Origin of the sequence: Paraburkholderia sp. Clong3 (assembly GCF_050436485.1) — a bacterium.
In the GTDB taxonomy this organism is placed as follows: domain Bacteria; phylum Pseudomonadota; class Gammaproteobacteria; order Burkholderiales; family Burkholderiaceae; genus Paraburkholderia; species Paraburkholderia tuberum.
Map to the genome: position 1 here is coordinate 2,842,212 of NZ_JBNDMH010000002.1, position 15,688 is coordinate 2,857,899.

At 55.8% G+C, this 15,688-nt stretch carries 15 protein-coding genes and 2 pseudogenes; 9 read left to right on the top strand and 8 right to left on the bottom strand.

Annotated features, from left to right (window positions below; all coding sequences use genetic code 11):
* The first annotated feature begins 79 nt into the window (after positions 1 to 79).
* Together OKW30_RS17240 and OKW30_RS17245 are read left to right on the top strand one after the other, a co-directional pair.
* Positions 80 to 1,636, top strand: a complete 1,557-nt coding sequence (locus tag OKW30_RS17240; RefSeq protein WP_429347186.1) for an AAA family ATPase — start codon at positions 80 to 82, stop codon at positions 1,634 to 1,636.
* Between the two features lies 1 nt (position 1,637).
* Positions 1,638 to 2,855: a 5-methylcytosine restriction system specificity protein McrC gene (locus OKW30_RS17245; RefSeq protein WP_429347187.1), complete on the top strand. Its 1,218-nt coding sequence runs from the start codon at positions 1,638 to 1,640 to the stop codon at positions 2,853 to 2,855.
* Here the strand turns inward: OKW30_RS17245 and OKW30_RS17250 are convergent.
* A complete protein-coding gene (locus OKW30_RS17250) occupies positions 2,770 to 4,143 on the bottom strand; it encodes a DNA-methyltransferase (protein WP_429347188.1) in 1,374 nt (457 codons plus the stop codon). The genes OKW30_RS17245 and OKW30_RS17250 overlap by 86 nt on opposite strands.
* Before the next feature lie 535 nt (positions 4,144 to 4,678).
* Positions 4,679 to 5,239, bottom strand: coding sequence for a hypothetical protein (locus tag OKW30_RS17255; protein WP_429347189.1), 561 nt, complete (start codon positions 5,237 to 5,239; stop codon positions 4,679 to 4,681).
* Positions 5,240 to 5,403: 164 nt separating this feature from the next.
* On the opposite strand from OKW30_RS17255, the gene OKW30_RS17260 reads away from it, so the two are divergent.
* Both OKW30_RS17260 and OKW30_RS17265 read left to right on the top strand, forming a co-directional pair.
* A complete protein-coding gene (locus OKW30_RS17260) occupies positions 5,404 to 5,565 on the top strand; it encodes a hypothetical protein (RefSeq protein WP_429347190.1) in 162 nt (53 codons plus the stop codon).
* Between the two features lie 107 nt (positions 5,566 to 5,672).
* Positions 5,673 to 7,211 (top strand): hypothetical protein, encoded by a 1,539-nt coding sequence (locus OKW30_RS17265; RefSeq protein WP_429347191.1) that lies wholly within the window; start codon positions 5,673 to 5,675, stop codon positions 7,209 to 7,211.
* A 144-nt stretch (positions 7,212 to 7,355) separates the two neighbouring features.
* Here the strand turns inward: OKW30_RS17265 and OKW30_RS17270 are convergent, their stop codons facing one another.
* From OKW30_RS17270 to OKW30_RS17295, 6 genes and pseudogenes are all read right to left on the bottom strand, one after another.
* The gene (locus OKW30_RS17270; RefSeq protein WP_429347192.1) at positions 7,356 to 8,297 is read right to left on the bottom strand and encodes a hypothetical protein; all 942 of its coding nucleotides are present in this window, start codon (positions 8,295 to 8,297) and stop codon (positions 7,356 to 7,358) included.
* A 131-nt stretch (positions 8,298 to 8,428) separates the two neighbouring features.
* Positions 8,429 to 9,013 carry a hypothetical protein gene (locus tag OKW30_RS17275; RefSeq protein WP_429347193.1) on the bottom strand — a complete coding sequence of 195 codons (585 nt, stop codon included), beginning with the start codon at positions 9,011 to 9,013 and terminating at the stop codon, positions 8,429 to 8,431.
* A gap of 681 nt (positions 9,014 to 9,694) precedes the next feature.
* Positions 9,695 to 10,498 (bottom strand): annotated as a pseudogene (locus OKW30_RS17280) (tyrosine-type recombinase/integrase); the annotation flags it as partial.
* 109 nt (positions 10,499 to 10,607) lie between these two features.
* Positions 10,608 to 10,946, bottom strand: coding sequence for a DUF4148 domain-containing protein (locus OKW30_RS17285; RefSeq protein ID WP_429347194.1), 339 nt, complete (start codon positions 10,944 to 10,946; stop codon positions 10,608 to 10,610).
* 298 nt (positions 10,947 to 11,244) lie between these two features.
* Positions 11,245 to 11,599 (bottom strand): annotated as a pseudogene (locus tag OKW30_RS17290) (Tn3 family transposase); the annotation flags it as partial.
* Positions 11,600 to 11,661: 62 nt separating this feature from the next.
* Positions 11,662 to 11,931 (bottom strand): hypothetical protein, encoded by a 270-nt coding sequence (locus tag OKW30_RS17295; RefSeq protein ID WP_429347195.1) that lies wholly within the window; start codon positions 11,929 to 11,931, stop codon positions 11,662 to 11,664.
* A 627-nt stretch (positions 11,932 to 12,558) separates the two neighbouring features.
* Between OKW30_RS17295 and OKW30_RS17300 the strand changes: the two genes are divergently transcribed.
* The 5 genes from OKW30_RS17300 (at position 12,559) to OKW30_RS17320 (ending at position 15,630) form a co-directional block, all read left to right on the top strand.
* Complete coding sequence (locus OKW30_RS17300) at positions 12,559 to 12,900, top strand: DUF4148 domain-containing protein (protein ID WP_429347196.1); 342 nt, start codon at positions 12,559 to 12,561, stop codon at positions 12,898 to 12,900.
* 401 nt (positions 12,901 to 13,301) lie between these two features.
* Entirely contained in the window at positions 13,302 to 13,604 is a 303-nt protein-coding gene (locus OKW30_RS17305) for a DUF4148 domain-containing protein (RefSeq protein WP_429347197.1), read from the top strand.
* 100 nt (positions 13,605 to 13,704) lie between these two features.
* On the top strand, positions 13,705 to 14,676 hold the full coding sequence (locus OKW30_RS17310; RefSeq protein WP_429347198.1) for a Tim44 domain-containing protein: 972 nt from the start codon (positions 13,705 to 13,707) through the stop codon (positions 14,674 to 14,676).
* 327 nt (positions 14,677 to 15,003) lie between these two features.
* Complete coding sequence (locus OKW30_RS17315; RefSeq protein WP_429347199.1) at positions 15,004 to 15,207, top strand: cold-shock protein; 204 nt, start codon at positions 15,004 to 15,006, stop codon at positions 15,205 to 15,207.
* Positions 15,208 to 15,399: 192 nt separating this feature from the next.
* Positions 15,400 to 15,630, top strand: coding sequence for a hypothetical protein (locus OKW30_RS17320; protein WP_429347764.1), 231 nt, complete (start codon positions 15,400 to 15,402; stop codon positions 15,628 to 15,630).
* Positions 15,631 to 15,688 lie beyond the last annotated feature (58 nt).

Consider the following 15,688-nt stretch of genomic DNA (forward strand, 5'->3'; position numbering starts at 1 on the left):
AGGAGGTAAGTCTTGTTAATCCGCAGCCTATACCGGCCGAACTTATTTACAAACAGTTACAATGGCTCGCTATTAGACATTGATTACAGAACTTGAAGGGAACGCAATGGCATCAGAACGATTTGTCTCAGCAGATACGCTCAGGTTGGCCCTCGTATCACTGCGTGGCACTGCTGACGCAATGCTAAAGGTATGGCTCACAATTAAACAAATGGGCTTCACGCGTGAAAACGCAGTGCTCGTTGATACCGCGAATCCGGCAGACGCGGTAAACATCTTGTTTTCATATGACGCGTCCGACCCAGCAAAAGAATATTTTGTGCCATTTGCTACGACTCGTTCAGATTTGACCATGGGGCGTGATGCGCCTAGAACAGGCATCCAGACCAATATCAAGAAGTTTCATGATTCTACGGTTGGCTTTGACCCAAGGGCCTTCTTGCGAATTGAACGGGACCCGAGTGGCCCTTGGAAGGTATCGGCACAACCTGGCTATCCGCAAGGCTTAGGCATCAACAAGAATGGGTTTGCTAAGGCAGATACGCAGCGTGTAGCGATACCTCTGCGCGCTTGGGCAACATGGTACGGACGAACGGCATCTGTACCGGTCGACGAGGCTGACCCGGTCACGTTCCTCGTCAGGTCCATGCTCACCGGGCTAAATATCGACGCGGAAGAGCGCGCGGTTATCTTCGTTGATGACGTAGATTTCCAGCCCAGTTTTGATAGCAAAGCCGTTGATGCAGACCAGTTGCGCGCGATGGTTGAGGATGCTGTTTCTGGCAATACCGACGCTAGAGAAGACAGAATTTTTAAGCTGGATGAAAGAACGTATCAACGACGTCTAGCCGCTATTCGCACGCGTTCTACAGGGCCGCGATGGATTTCCGGACAGCCGCGCGACCAGTTACAAACGGCGGTGAAGATGTCGAAGGCGATTCTGCTGTACGGACCGCCGAGAACTGGAAAAACAAGAGCAGTGACGGAGTTGTTCGGTGAGTCCGCACCAGTTGTAATCCAAATTCATGACGGATGGGGGTATGAAAACCTTGTCGTCGGTCTGAAATCGGACGGGAAGGGTGGTTTCGACTGGCAAGAAGGCCCGCTTACAAAGGCCATTCGAACGAACGCCAAAGTAATCGTGCTCGAGGAGGCAAACCGCACGCAGCTTTCTCAAGCTTTGGGAGAGGTTTTCTCTTTGCTTGAAGATGCTTATCGAGGCGACCAGTTTGCAATAACGCTTCGGAACAACACATCGTTGTCTATATCACCCCACACGATTTTCGTCTTCACGATGAACACACTAGATAACTCCACGGAGGAGGTTGATGATGCGCTGCTTGGTCGGGTCGCAAGCGTGGAATTTCCGCCTCGTGTCGAGGATCTCAGGGAGATGTTGGTTCAAAAGCAGCTTCCTGAAAAAAGCATAGACTCCATCGTCGAATTTTTTGCGGGCGTTCAAGAGAAATACCCACTGGGACATGGCTATTTTGCACGACTCAAAAGCGAGGATGACTTCCGTGCGTACTATCTCGCCTTTATACGGCCTGTGCTCCAAAAGCATTTTCGACACAGGCCAACCGAGTTGACGGAACTTGACTTGCTCGCGGAAGAACTTCTCTCTCCAGAGGTTTGATATGTTGTGGGATGTCCGCGAATGTACAGCGACCGAGTTGTCGGGATTCGACCTCGAATGGTTACCGAAGGGACTGCCGGCACAAATCCGGCCGTTCTATAGAGGGAGTCGTGTGGGCCTTGAGGTGGATACAGTGGTGGGCAGTATACCTCTCAAGAATGGAGACACCCTGCAACTTCGTCCGAGAGTTGGAAACGCAAATTTCATTCGAATGTTGGTTGAATCCGAAACGACAAACGCAGCGCAAGGAACTCAGGACGAGCAACTAGTCGGCTATTCCTTCTCCGAGGACGCATCGCTGGCTAGTCTTGTGGCTAGGCCATTTGTTAGAAGTTTGCTCGCAGTAGACTCCGGAAGTGTGCGCTTTGCTTGGCAGAGGCGACGGGAAGTCGCGGAAGTGGCGGGTGGAGAGCTCGACGTTCTTTCGACTGCCATTAGATTGGCACAGAACAATGAAAAACCCTTTGTATTTTCTCGGAGAACGCGAACTACTGATGTGCCGGAGAACGTCGTGCTATCTGCGGCTGCCCAAAATGTTTTACGGCGTCATTCCCGGTTATTGAGTCAAGAAGACCGGGAATTTCTGTTCGATTTTTCGCGTAAGTTTGCCTCCGGCACTCTCTCTGGAGAAACGCTAGAGCATGTCAGAATGCGACTTCTTTCCGGGCAGTACGACGGCGCACGAGGTTACTATGCAGCGGCGCTGCGTCTTGCGCTTATTCTGCTTGGCGAGTCGGGCTTTAAGCAAGGCGCAGCCGAGGAAGTGCGAGCGGAGCCCGTATTATTCAACTCGGCTACTGTCTTCGAGGCATACGTTCGCCAACAGTTGAAGCTCGGCTATCAAACTAGAGGTCTGAGCGTTCGAAAAGGTTTTTTCCCGCCAATGTCCCTCTTCAAAGAAGGAAGTTTGCTCCTTGACCCCGACATCGTTATTTCAAAGGATGAACGGCTGCTGCTGGTGGGCGACGTCAAATACAAGGTGGACGGGGTGTCGGCGGCGGACTATTACCAGGCACACGTATATTCGCGCCGCGCCTCCCAAGAATTCTTCGTCTTTTTTTGTACAGACGAACATGCCACTCGTGTTCAAGCCTCGCGTCGACAATCCTTCTTGGACGTCGAAGTTTTTGAAATTAAGCTACCGCTCGCACACCTTCAAACCGCAACAGCGGCGCTGCGCAATCTTGAGCAATTGGTTCCAGAGTTTCGTCCTCAATAAGTAACCCCTCAGACGCGGCTTCTAGCCGACGCCGTGCGACTGAAAGATAGGTCTCACTTATGTCGAATCCGAGGAATCTTCGTCCCAATGCGAGTGCGGCCACCCCTGCGGTTCCCGCGCCACAAAATGGGTCAAAGACATAGTCATTCGGCTCAGTCGACACGGCAATGCATCTGCCGGGGAGCGACAAAGGAAACTGAGCTCCGTGCCCATCGCGTCCAGCCGATGTTGGAAGTATCCAACTGTCTGAAAGCTTGTTTGGCTCCAAAGCGGGATTGCGTCCGCCTAACTTTGGAGCTGTGTTCCGAAAAGCCTCTTTCGCGAAAAATGGTGTTCGCTGCCGGGAAATATGTAGAACATATTCGACGTTACGGCTCACTCTCGATTCCTGAGGTTCTGGCAACGAACTCGTCTTTGCCCAACTAATCACGCTCTTCACATAAAGGCCCATACGGCTCACGCGCTGGGCAATAGAGAATGGAATCAGGCATTGTTCTCCATCTTTCAAAAAGGAGTGCCCTGCGCTATAACGACGACATTCGTAGTCCTTCCAGCCGCGCGTCTCTTTGCCTTGCATTGCACGCAATGCTTCTGCCGCGTTTTCCCGGACTTGCGTCCGAGTATTAAACGTATCCATGACGTTCCACCAGATAGAGCCGACGGCCGTCAACACTTTGGACAATGCGAGAATCATCTCAGCCGAGTGCCGAACAAAGCCTTCCGGCGTCTGCTCCATTCCATAGGCGCAATATTCCCCGTCTGCCCATTGCACCCGCTGCATGTCTTCGTACAGCCGCATGGCCCAGTAAGGCGTCGACGTAACGATGCATTGGATGCTCGCTGAGCTAATGGAATTTACGAGCTGGAGTGCATTGCCTTGGCAAAGGCGATATCGTGCCCCGCGGTCTGCCTCACCCACGTCATGCGCGACAAGCGGCGAAAGGCTCACAACTCTCTCTAGGTACGGCAGAACCTTGCTTCGAGGGATGAAAGTCTCGTTGAACGCATCTTGGTCCAAAAGAGCGATGACGTCAGCGCGGGACAGCTCGCGCTTCCGTCCGACAACTTTTTTGACGAAGCTCTCGGACATCCCAACCACCGGAGCGACCACATCCAACGGATAACGGCCGGTCGTATCAGATGCGCCTGCGCGATCCAACGACGCAATGGGTGTTTCGGGCTTGATATCACGGTACGGCTTATCCGTCCCCGAGGCTTTCGGCGGCAGCGAATGCATTCCGGGCGTGGGCGCCTTCTTCTGTGTGCCGGCTTTTTTTTTGCTGGACATGTGCTTTCAGTGAATCGTTGATTGACGCTGATAAGGGTTACTAGCCCCCTTCTCGGGTGCGAGCGCGTGCCACCGGTTTCTGACGGCTATTGTCCAAGGGAAGCACTTCCTGTTTCGGAAACTCCTGCACGTCAAGGTACTCCCGTATCAGACGGGCAATGAGCGTACTTTTCTTGAACCCATGCTCTTCGCAATACGCGTCTAATCGCGCAAATTCGCTCGAAGATAGCAGAACCGTAACCTTAGACATCAACCTCACTTTTACGCAGAAGTGCGCACTTGTGCGCCACGCCAGGATGGTACGCGATCACCCCAAGTCTTGCAAGGTTCCTCTGCAACAGTGCCCGGGCGCAAATGAAATGTCGGGCTTCGTAGCACAAAATGTGTCCGGTTTGTGGGTGAGGCATGAAGCGAACCTTTGAGCCGGGCACGGTGGTTACAGGAAACCCGGAAGATGAGATCCGAAGAAGCGTACAGAGATTGGCAGGACAATCGGCTCACGCAAGCCGAAGCGGCACGGTTGCTGGGGGGGCGCTCACGTTCCGGCGGCAGATGGCGTATAAAAACGCCGAAGGCAGTAGTCAACGCCTGGTTTTAGCGCGATGCCACCGCGTGCCGACCGTTCGTAAAGGAAAATATCGGTGATTCCGCCAAAGTTTTGTAGATAATTCAATGGCTGTGCGGAGACGACGGTATCCCTGCCGATGGCTGCCTGCCGTCCTGAATCAGCGCGGCATCCCTTTTTGCATGCGCGTCGAGCAATCCGGCAATGGCGGCTTTGCCTGCTTACTGTGGAAAAACCCAATGCTGTCACGGTAAATTTTTCAATCGCTGCGCCAGTAACAAGCGAAGGGCCATCTTGGGGGCGAGCAAAATTACCTGAGACTTCTCCTGAAGTCCTAAAAATTGACTTGGACGACCCAGTGCGCGCGGCAAATTTGCAGTCGATTTTACCCGTGCACGGTCGCAGAGTAGAACAGACCGATTCATCGCCGGGCTGTTCAGCCGAAATTGCACTATTAAATAGTCGGCCTTGAATTTGGTAGCGAAGCGGTCTATCGTTGGCCGAACGGGGAAACAATGTGATCCGCCGCACAATGTGCGTCCGCGTAGAGGAATTAAGATGGCAAGCGTCAGGAACGATCGCTGCTGGGCCACTATATCACTAATGCAGTAGCAAGACTTCCGGCGATTTATCGCCTCGTGGAGACAATTATGGTGCACCGACCAGCCACGCCGGGATACAGCGATGACGCTGCGATGTCTGAAACGCTGCAAGAGGCATTCGATGAAGCCGGACCTTGGGATATGACGCAAGGCGAGCTCGACGTTCTGTACGAATCCCGCGGCGAGCCGGAATCTATGGAAGAACAGCGAAAGATGTTGCTCGCGTTCGAGCAACACGCTTTTTCTAGCCAGTAGTTCGGTACTTGCGACGCTTTAAAACGTTGATGGTTGCCTGTGGTCCGGCGTGCTGGGCGCCGCAAGAGAGGTGTTTCTGCCCGTAAACCCGCGACAAAGGGACTGTTATGAGCGAAAGCTCGTTTGCAGTGCTGGCGCTCAAAAATGACAGGTGGTCTGTAGATCTTTCTACATATCAACGATGGATAAGCATCCGCGATAATATCGTGCGGAGCCGCATGGTTGTTCACGGACTCCTGGATGCGAATCTATTGAACGGTCGCTCCGAGCTTCTTGTCGTGGGCGCGGGGGTGGCCGGCACGAGTGCCGCTATTGCGGCGGCGGCTCAACGGGTTCCGACCACGCTCATAGATTCAAACTATTTCCCATTTGCTACCCAATTGAAGTGTAGTACGCGGTCTCTTTCGCCGTACGAATACGATTGGCCTCACGTAAATTGGGATTGGGACCAATACCCATCCGATTTTCACCGTGTCGCCGAATATGATTGGCTTGACTGGCCAGTCTTTAGCCGACAGAAAAAAATGGGGCTTCTCGACTCGCTCTATTTATTGGGGACCAAAAGTGCCCAAGCGCACGCCGCTGATTTAGTGGGCCAACTGCAAGTATTCATGCAGCGCCATCCAGGGGGTGCTTACCTCCAGTTTCATGGTAATACTAAGCTGGTGCGCTCCACTTGGGACAAAGCAACTAAGAAGCATGTAACGACCTTCCGGCACCTCCTCCCTTATGACGATCAACTTGTGAGGAAGTTTAATAAAAATGCGCTCCCATTAAAGTCCAATCGCTTCGATTTTCTGATTAACGCAACGGGCTACGGAACTGAGGACTCGACGTGGCCCTGTGCGGCGGGATCGCCGTTCCCCATTCCATCTGATTTAAGCAAATCGTTTTGGCAGAACGATACATTGTGCGATCGATTTTTGGGACATGGAGAACCCCCGAGGGTCCTCATCATCGGAAACGGTGACGGCGCCTTGCAGGATTTATGGCGGTCAATTGTCCGCCCCGAGGTCGCCAAGGTTGCGTCCGACATATTGGGAATCCTTACTAACGAGATAAAGTCACAAGCCGCAAACGGAGTCGACTTTCTGGAATCAATGCATCGAAAACTGTCACTTGCGGAGGAGCAAGCCCTTAGAGCTCAGTACTGGCACATTTCCACGAACGATCGCGAAAAAATATGGGAAGCGTTAGATCGTATTTACTCAGAGTCCGTTAATGATCTGTGGAATCGCTTTCAAAGCACAATGACTAAAACGATGAGGGGGCTGATTCGCGACGACGCTCCGAAATTAGTGACGATTGTCGCGAATACTCCGTTGCCATGTAAGGTGTATGGCTTAAACCGGTTCGTTTTTCATCTTTTATCAACCACTGTTGCTAAACTTGCCTCGACGCGTATCCAAGTGCTCTATGACGAAAAGACGAGCTTGCGGGCGTTGAATCTGAGCGGCGGACCATACGAACTAGTTCTCAGCAGAGAAGGAGAACTGCGTCACCCGGATGCAGTGAAGAGCGCCGAATATGATTTGGTTATCGTCCGGACTGGCCCAAAGAGTCCTCCCCGACTAGTCAACACCCGTCATTCGCATATTAGGCAAGCGATCGGCTGGGTTCCCGCCCCATTCACTTCAATAAGATGAGCTCGTCGGCGGTGTTCAAATTAATGCTGCCCCACTGCCGAACGTGACCGGTTCGCGTTCGCTGCCGATTGTTCCAGCGGCCCGCGAACATATGAGTAGCCCAGCGACATCGATCTTCCGTCTATGATTGCGGCACGTCATATTCTAAAGTTTAAAGGACGTGACGTCATCGCATCGTTGAACGAACTTGGTCAGCTCATTTCGGATATATTCATCATTTGACTGCTCAAGCAGCCTCCTCGTTTCTATATGTCGCGGCGCAAACTGAAGTTTTTCGTTATCGCCGTGCTTGTTGACAAAATTCGCGCACAGCACTGCATACGAAATAAGTCGAACCCAAAAAATCGGCTTCTTGTCGACAGAAAATGATTCTAGTATCTCGGGAAACGGATGCAGATTGTCTGCGAGGTCTCCTGACAACAGAAGATTCTCAAACTCAGAGAAGCGCATGCACCGATCCGACACAATCAAGTGATCAACGGCGCTCGAGATCGAGTGATAAAAAATATGTTCCTCTTGTCGGTCCCAGATCGCTTTCGGGTGTTGACCAACGACGTGCGCGCCCGAAAAAATAGACATGGACGCCTTGTAAAACCGCAGGATTTCCATTCCAATTGAGTCGACTGAGAAATCAGCCACGGTTATCTGCCTTTCGACGAGTTCGCAAATCGCTAACGGTCGCAATATTCGATAGAGTGTGCTTTGACCATAATATGAACCCATTTGCATCGCGTATGTCGGATGGATGCCATGCTCATTGATGCGCGCAGCCAGGTCGCGGCATGCTAATAAGAGCTGAAAGTGCAGCGGGCTGACAACCGTGTAGAGCCGCTTCCGCGCTTCCCATTCATAGTTTCGTCCCGCAGCCGATTCCGCCAAGGCGGTTTCGACCGTGATCTTGATACTCGCATCGACCTCCGCCCGCTCCCTCGCCGACTCTGCTTGCAGACTGATCCTGAATTTCTCCAGTCTAATGTTGAACTGATGTTCAACGGAGCGCTTTATCAGCCACGAAACGATGGCCGCTAAAGCCGCGCCAGTTAATCCGGCGGCTGCCAGTGTGGAGACCAAATTGGCCCAATTCATCACCTTCCTCGCTCCCAGATAGATATTTCAACGGAACTGTCGGTCCATGAATGGCCGATCGCGTGTGTGGATCAACTTTTCGCTCCCATCACCCGAGTTTTGCAGGCCTAGCCGAACCACTCCGGGATATTTCAATGCGGGACGTAACGTCGCTGCTTCGCGATCATCTCTTCCACAAGCTTACGAATCGCTCCGTGAGCTTCTGGGGCGTCGAGGATAGCGCGGTCGATATTCACGGATTCGATATAACGCTTCACCGCATTATTTCTCAGAACCTGCGCTGCTTGAAAAAGAAAAATTTGGACGTCGGCGGACGTCATGACATCCATTGCTGCTATCCGAGCGATAACGTCAAGGGTGTATAGCAAGCTGTCGAGTAAGCGTTCATCTTCGCTACCAATGAATGGTTTCGCATCTCCGCCTCCACGACGGACATTTTCCGGAATCAATCGCGGCCCGCTTTGCACGAAAGTCAAATCAAAATCGCCGTAGTCAATGTCGTAATACAGTCGTCGGACTTCAACGTCTGAAAAGAAACGTTCTGTAGTGTTAAGAAGGAATTCCGCCCTTCGGACGTTGACTTCCGCCTTTCGGACGTTCACCCCCTCCTTCAGTTGCCACGCCGTGAAGAAAAGGCCGACTGCCGCGGCGAGAAAGCCGAGGAATGTCGATATATCGCCTAATCCGACGTCTGCTTTCCATTGAAAAAGGAACATACGATTGGTCCAATGAAGACGGTCTTTTGAGGTCGACTCGTGGCGGTCCGGACGATGACCCACCGTCTGCAACTGGCCTATCGAACGGTACTTCAGAATAGAACGACGACAACGGCTTTGCCAAAAAAAAACATCACTTACGCCTTTTCCATCGCTATTCGACGCTGCTCCCTTGTTTCACTCATCGTGCGATCGATGGGATAGCCTTCGGTCTCAGGACGGACGGCCGCTGACCAACTTGATCCAGGTTAGATGGCGTTATCGCCAGCGCCGGAAGCCTTGCCGTCCCGACCTGTTCACATATAAAGCGCACGTGCGAAGCCCGAAACCGCCTGAGGAGAATGTAGCGCGGTGCGCCGCAGTTTGCGATTGTCCCTTTGAGCGGCGCGAGAAGGGCGCGCTCAGGCTTGTTGTCAGCGCTTTCACTCAAGGGGTGGACTGTCGGATATGGTGGCTGCTGTTGGACTGTTGGACTTCTCGCCATTCTCGACTTGGCCGAACGGAAAACGTGAAGCCGGTGAAAGGCCAGACCGGTACTGGTTGGCATCCGGCAGGTGTAGGATGCGAAGCTGCCGTCCGAATGTCAAACGGACCATCGAGTCGGATGTCGACTATTGGCCGGTTTGAGACATTCCATTTACTATGGACTGCAAAGTAAGTGTGGAAAGGAGCGACCATGTCTTACACGCGGATCCGTTCCACCTCGTCCAGGCTGATGTCGTCGTGGCGCCGGTCGTAGAGCTGCGTGCTGCGGGTCGATGCGTGATTGGCCATCGCCGCGGCGTTCTCCAGCGTCCCGCCATTCTTCAGGTACGCGGTGATGCCGGTCGCGCGGAACGTATGGTTGCCGCTTGCCGTACTGATACCCGCCGCGATCGCGCGACGCCCAACCATCGCATATGCATTCGCCTGCGGCAGCGGCGTGTCGCTGAGCTGGCCGGTACCGCGCCGTATCGTGCGGAAAAGTGGTCCTTTCGGATCGTCCCCGATCCCGGTGCCGTCCAGGTAGGCGTGCAGGTACGCTTCGAGCGTGTGATGACACGGCATCTCGTGCCGCTTGCCGCCTTTTTCGCGCAGACGCACCCACAGCCGCCGGTGCTGCACATAGACGTCATCGACGCGCATTGCGAGCGCGGCGCCGACCCGTGCGAACGAAAACACCATCAGCGCGATCAGCGCGCGATCGCGCAGGCCGATCGGCGTCGTCACATCGATGCTGTCGAGCAGCTGCCGCGCCTCGGTGGCGTCCAGCACCGGCGTCTTGCCCTTTTTCGTGGTGTGACTGGGCCCGCGCACCGAGGCGGCCGGGTTGTGCGGCACGATCTGGCCAGTGACGAGCCAGTCGAACAGGTGGCGGATCGCCGCGAGCCGCTGCTTGACGGTCGGCGCCGACGACGTCTGCGTCTGCAGTTCGATCCACGCCGCGACGTGCAGCGGCTGCACCGCGGTGATCGACGTCACGCCGGCGCCGGCACACCACGCGAGCGAGAATAATCTTTTTCATTTTTACACGGACGAATTGAGTTTAATGAACCGACAGGCTGGGGCGGTGCCGCCAGCATGTCGCGCGGCCGGCCACTGAACTGCTCGCCCATCAGCTGCCACGGTAAATCGAGTGATCGTGATCCGCGATCGGGTGAGCCGATGCCTGGTGAGCCGGTGCCCCCCTAGCTGACGAACCCGTGCTTACGCCGCCGTAGCCTGAGTTGGCGGACGCCTGCTGTTGAGCCCCCACGCGCCCCATTGCAGCCTGGAGGTCCGCCGGATACTGCGAATCTACGCTGCCGTGGTAACCGGCCTGCCGCAACTGGACCAGTTCGGCATGCACCTGGTCACGCGTCAGCGGACCGTTGCCGTGAGCGGACGCGACCGTGGGAATGGCGAGCATCGACGCGATAAGGAGAGCAGGGATGAACACTTTAGTTTTGGCCATGATGAGTATCTCTATGTAAGCGTCGGGTTACCAGGAACACGAACGCTGAGTTAGTGAAACGACGGCCTGGCGGGGCGGGAGCCTGTATGCCAGGTCGATGAAGTAAGTCTACATTCTTACTGCTACCTTTCAATAACCTGTCAGTAAAGTATGAATTCCAGCTATTGCAACGTTGCGGCGCTTGGGCAGCCGTAGCTGCGCCACCGAGATCAAGGCGGTCGCCGAGATCATGCGCCGGATCAACTACAACCCCGACCCGCGCGACCTGAGGACAGCCGGGGGCGCTGGCGTGGGGTGTTGGCAAACCATGCTGATAATTGACCAGCTCTGCGAGCGCCTTCTGGTAGGTCTCGTCGCGGACGTACCAAGCGACCAGCCACGACAGCTTCGCGGCTCGTGCCCGGACAGGCATCGGCCATTTTTTCGAGGCCAAGGTTGAAGGCGTCGGCGAGGATCGCGGTCAGCAACAGCGTCCGCTCGGGCGGCTCCGCACCGCTTTTCAGATGTGTGAAGTGTCGCGTGAAGTCGGTCCACTGACCGACCTCAAGCAGCAGATCCGTGATCTTCACGCGCGGCATCAGGTCGTAGGCTTGCTGCGTGAGCACGGCGGCCCTGGACGGCGTCGCGTCATCCAGCGGCGTTATCCTGAGTCCCCATTGACCAGCGCAGGCACAGACGCCGCCCGTGCAAACGGAACGATTGGGTTCATGCGTCGTTACACGCCCAGAATCCTGCCGACCGTTTCATTGAATCCGGCCGTCGCTTCATCGATCGCCTCGTCGGCCTCGTCATCGAGGTTATCGACATTCGCATCGATTACCTCCTGGAGCGTCAGGTAAGCAGCAATGATGCTGTCCAGCTGGTCGCCAGCGACCCGCGCATAGACGGCCTCGCCGAGCGTTTCCATGAAGTCACCGCGGCTTCCGCCAATCAGGCCGTCCGCGTTGTTTTCCAGGTCATCCCTGAACTGTTCGACGTCTGCCATGCTTTTTCTCCGGAGGATCAGGTACAGCGTTGCTGGGATAGGGCGTGCGATCGCAAGGCATGCGCCTGGTGAGACGGTTCTGACCGCGATCGAGCTCGGCCTCAACCGCAACCACAGTGACGCCCACTATCCGACGCATTGCAGGCAGTGCTGTCGAGCGTGGCGGCTCAGCAGCAGGCCTTCAGTGGCCACGGTGGCTTGCAATCGGGCTCGGCGGCTTCGGGCGCACCGACCCAGGTGGTCTGGGATCATTCGATCTTCAAAGGAGTTGATGAGCCGTGAGCCCACCGGCCGGGCGGTTTGATCGTCTGCATCCGGGCCTGCCCCTAGCCGCGTAGACCGCATTCCATCGCGTTCCAGTATTAGCGACAGCTTCATTGCTTTTTGCGCGGGGTCGAATTCGTGATTCGCTCCGGCGTCGTCGTTTGCAAATGGATTTATTTCAACTGAACGCCCGGTGACGTTGCAGACGCGGAAAGTATCCGTTGGGTGAAAGGTTATTGTAATTAAGCATTAAACCGATAAACTGGCTTCAACGACTCAGCAAAAGACTTCCGCCCCCCGGCGGTCGTTGTTTCGCTAACCAGTATTTTCTGTTTCCTGACCTTTTAAATTGGATAATTAACCATGGCTAAATCGTTTATCCCCGTTCTCGCGCTCGTGTCGGTCCTCGCGCTGCCCACGATGGCGTCCGCTAGCAGCAACGGTCCGCTGACGCGTGAGCAGGTGCGCGCGGAACTCGTCCAGCTGCAGCAGGCGGGCCACAACCGCCACCACAGCGACGCGCACTATCCGGCGGACGTCCAGGCTGCGCTGGAAAACGTGGCGACTCAGCAGCGCGCGCAAAGTGGCTACGGTGGCGTGCACTCGGGCTCGGCAGTCTCCGGTGCACCCGCCAGGCTGGGCTCGACAGCCTCCGGCGCATCCAGCCAGCCAGGCTGGGATCATTCGATCTACAAAGGAAGCTGATCGGCTATCAGCCGAATGGCCGGGCGCTTTGAACTGCCCGACCCGATGCCCCCGGTGAGCAGCATCGTCGCGGCCTGAGCGTCTGCAACCGGGCCGGCATTCAGCCGCGCAGACCGGCATTCCGTCCCCTTTCCGGTATTAGCGACAGTTTCATTGCATTTGGCGCCGGAGCGAATTCGTCATTCGCTCCGGCGTTTTGTCGTGTGTCATTGCTATGCACCAACGGGACCCCGGTGACGTTGCAGGCGCGACAAGTATCTGTTGGGTGAAAGGTTATTGTAATGACGCGTTAAACCGATAAACTGGCTTCAACGACTCAGCAAAAGGCTTCCGCCCCCGGCGGTCGTTGTTTCGCTAACCCACTATTTTCTGTTTCTGACTTTTAAATTGGATAATTAATCATGGCTAAAACGTTTATCCCCATTCTCGCGCTCGTGTCGGTCCTTGCGCTGCCCACGATGGCGTCCGCTAGCAGCAACGGTCCGCTGACGCGTGAGCAGGTGCGCGCGGAACTCGTCCAGCTGCACGAAGCCGGCTACGACCGTAACCACGGTGACGCGCACTACCCGGCGCACCTCCAGGGCGCGCTGAAAAGCTTGGCCGTTCAGCAGGTACTCAGTGGCTACGGTGGCGTCGTGAATTCGGGCGCTTCCGGCGCACCGACCCGGGTGGCCTCGGATCATTCGATCTACAAGGGAAGCTGATGGACTATCAGCCGGGTGGCCGGGCGCTTTCAACCGTCCGGCCCGATGACCCCCGGCGAGCGGCATAGTCGCGGCTTGCCGGTTCACAAAAGAGATTCTTATGTTTTCGCACACAATCGATCAACTGCGACGCCTTGCGAGTGCCGTGACGCGCGGTACAGCTGTACTGGCCATGGCGCTATTGCTCGTCGCGGGCACTGTCGCGTCCAACGACGCCGAAGCAAAGCGTATTGGCGGTGGTAGTAGTGTCGGCCGCCAGTCGCAGGCGGCGTCGCCGTCCGGACAAAGCCAACGGAGCCAGCAAGCTCAACCGGCGCAGCAGGCCGCGCCGGCGGCCGCTGCCGCCAAGCCAGCCAACCGCTGGATGGGCCCGCTCGCCGGCCTGGCCGCAGGACTTGGCATTGCCGCGCTGATGTCGTCGTTGGGGCTGGGTGAAGGGCTGGCCCAGATGCTGTCGAGCGTGGTGGTGATCGGCCTCGTGATTGTCGCCGGCATCATGCTGTTCCGCTTCATCGCCAACCGGCGCCGTCCAGATCTCGCTTATGGGCACGACGCGACGAACGGGCAGCGCATGAACGGCTCCTTGCTCATGAATCAGAGCGGGCAGGCGGCGCCTGAGACCAGGCTTGCTGCCTGGGCGCGCACAGCGATGAATCCCGCCGCACCTGCACAAACAACGACAGTGCCGGGGCTGCCTGTCGGGCTGGATCAGGCGGTCTTGCTGGCATCGGCCAGGACCCTGTTCCTGCGTCTGCAACGCGCATGGGACCAGAACGAACAAGGCGACCTTTTCGAGCTGACCACGCCAGAAATGTTCGCGGTGATCAAGCGGGACCTGGAAGATCGGGGCAACCAGCCGAGCTATACCGAAGTTACGCAGCTGGACGTGGAACTGCTGAGCACGGAACACCATGGCAGCGAAATCCTGGTCAGCCTCCGCTTTCACGGCCAGATGCGGGAAGAGGAGAACGCGCAGATTGCGCCACCGTTCGAGGAGGTCTGGAACATCGTGGGCCACGCGCATGGCTACCCGGCCTGGCGACTGGCCGGGATCCAGCAGATCGGCGGTTAGCATCGGGCGCAGTCCGGACCGGCAGCGGCTCGCTGCCGGTTATCTTGCATTACATACCGGTCATCGCGATGGAATGGCCGTTTGACCTCCAAACATGAAGACTCCACCACGTTGCGTCGAAGGACCGTCTGATGAGAGAGGAGCCCGTTGCGAAAAGCATTGACAGACCCACTCCGGCACTATATTGTGAACCTCGAAATATTCAAGAAGCTCGATTGCTGATCCCCATTTTCCGCCTCTTCTGCGCGGTACTCGCTGTCCTCTCTTCTTCCTTGAAGTTTTTGTCGCTCCGCACCGGAGCTGTTATTTTTATTTCAGGGAATTCTCATGGATACCGGTACTGTCAAGTGGTTCAACGATAGCAAAGGCTTTGGCTTCATTACTCCTGACGCTGGCGGCGACGATCTGTTCGCTCACTTCTCGGAAGTTCGCGGGGACGGCTTCAAGACGCTCGCAGAAAACCAGAAGGTCAGCTACGAGACAAAGCGCGGTCCGAAGGGTATGCAGGCCGCGAATATCTCGCCGCGGTAAGTATTTCAAGGGCCGGTCTACCGGCCCTTTGCCTGTTAGCCTGACCAGCATCCTCGCGGAGCCATGCCCTCCCGATCTGATCGCCGCGTTTCGACCCGGCGCATCATTTGTCTTTTCGACACGATCCGTCTCGCCTCATTTTTTAATTTATTTCGCCGGTACGACATGATGTCGTGCGGTCGGTTATCGCTTATGCAAAATAATAAACCTGTTCACCAGTACAACGGTTATTCAATCTCCCCATCCGCTCACCGGTTACCTGACGGCTGGTTTGCTGCGAATCTGCTGCTCACAAGAAGTGACGCCCGCAGTGCTGCGCCAGTCGCCTACAAGTTTGATGCGCTCGACTATTTCGATAGCGAAACACAGGCTGTGGGGCACGCTACAGCATGGGCGCGCGGCTGGGTCGACAGTCGCGGTTAAGTTGGCATGGCCTGCAGCGCACGAGCGGCCATGCGTGGCGCTCCCCGGTTTGATGAAA

Bases quoted from the DNA above. Each gene is read 5' to 3' on its own strand.
- OKW30_RS17245 (WP_429347187.1), top strand. From the start codon at position 1,638: ATGTTGTGGGATGTCCGCGAATGTACAGCGACCGAGTTGTCGGGATTC.
- OKW30_RS17250 (WP_429347188.1), bottom strand. From the start codon at position 4,143: ATGTCCAGCAAAAAAAAAGCCGGCACACAGAAGAAGGCGCCCACGCCC.
- OKW30_RS17260 (WP_429347190.1), top strand. From the start codon at position 5,404: ATGTCTGAAACGCTGCAAGAGGCATTCGATGAAGCCGGACCTTGGGAT.
- OKW30_RS17265 (WP_429347191.1), top strand. From the start codon at position 5,673: ATGAGCGAAAGCTCGTTTGCAGTGCTGGCGCTCAAAAATGACAGGTGG.
- OKW30_RS17270 (WP_429347192.1), bottom strand. From the start codon at position 8,297: ATGAATTGGGCCAATTTGGTCTCCACACTGGCAGCCGCCGGATTAACT.
- OKW30_RS17275 (WP_429347193.1), bottom strand. From the start codon at position 9,013: ATGTTCCTTTTTCAATGGAAAGCAGACGTCGGATTAGGCGATATATCG.
- OKW30_RS17285 (WP_429347194.1), bottom strand. From the start codon at position 10,946: ATGGCCAAAACTAAAGTGTTCATCCCTGCTCTCCTTATCGCGTCGATG.
- OKW30_RS17295 (WP_429347195.1), bottom strand. From the start codon at position 11,931: ATGGCAGACGTCGAACAGTTCAGGGATGACCTGGAAAACAACGCGGAC.
- OKW30_RS17300 (WP_429347196.1), top strand. From the start codon at position 12,559: ATGGCTAAATCGTTTATCCCCGTTCTCGCGCTCGTGTCGGTCCTCGCG.
- OKW30_RS17305 (WP_429347197.1), top strand. From the start codon at position 13,302: ATGGCTAAAACGTTTATCCCCATTCTCGCGCTCGTGTCGGTCCTTGCG.
- OKW30_RS17310 (WP_429347198.1), top strand. From the start codon at position 13,705: ATGTTTTCGCACACAATCGATCAACTGCGACGCCTTGCGAGTGCCGTG.
- OKW30_RS17315 (WP_429347199.1), top strand. From the start codon at position 15,004: ATGGATACCGGTACTGTCAAGTGGTTCAACGATAGCAAAGGCTTTGGC.
- OKW30_RS17320 (WP_429347764.1), top strand. From the start codon at position 15,400: ATGCAAAATAATAAACCTGTTCACCAGTACAACGGTTATTCAATCTCC.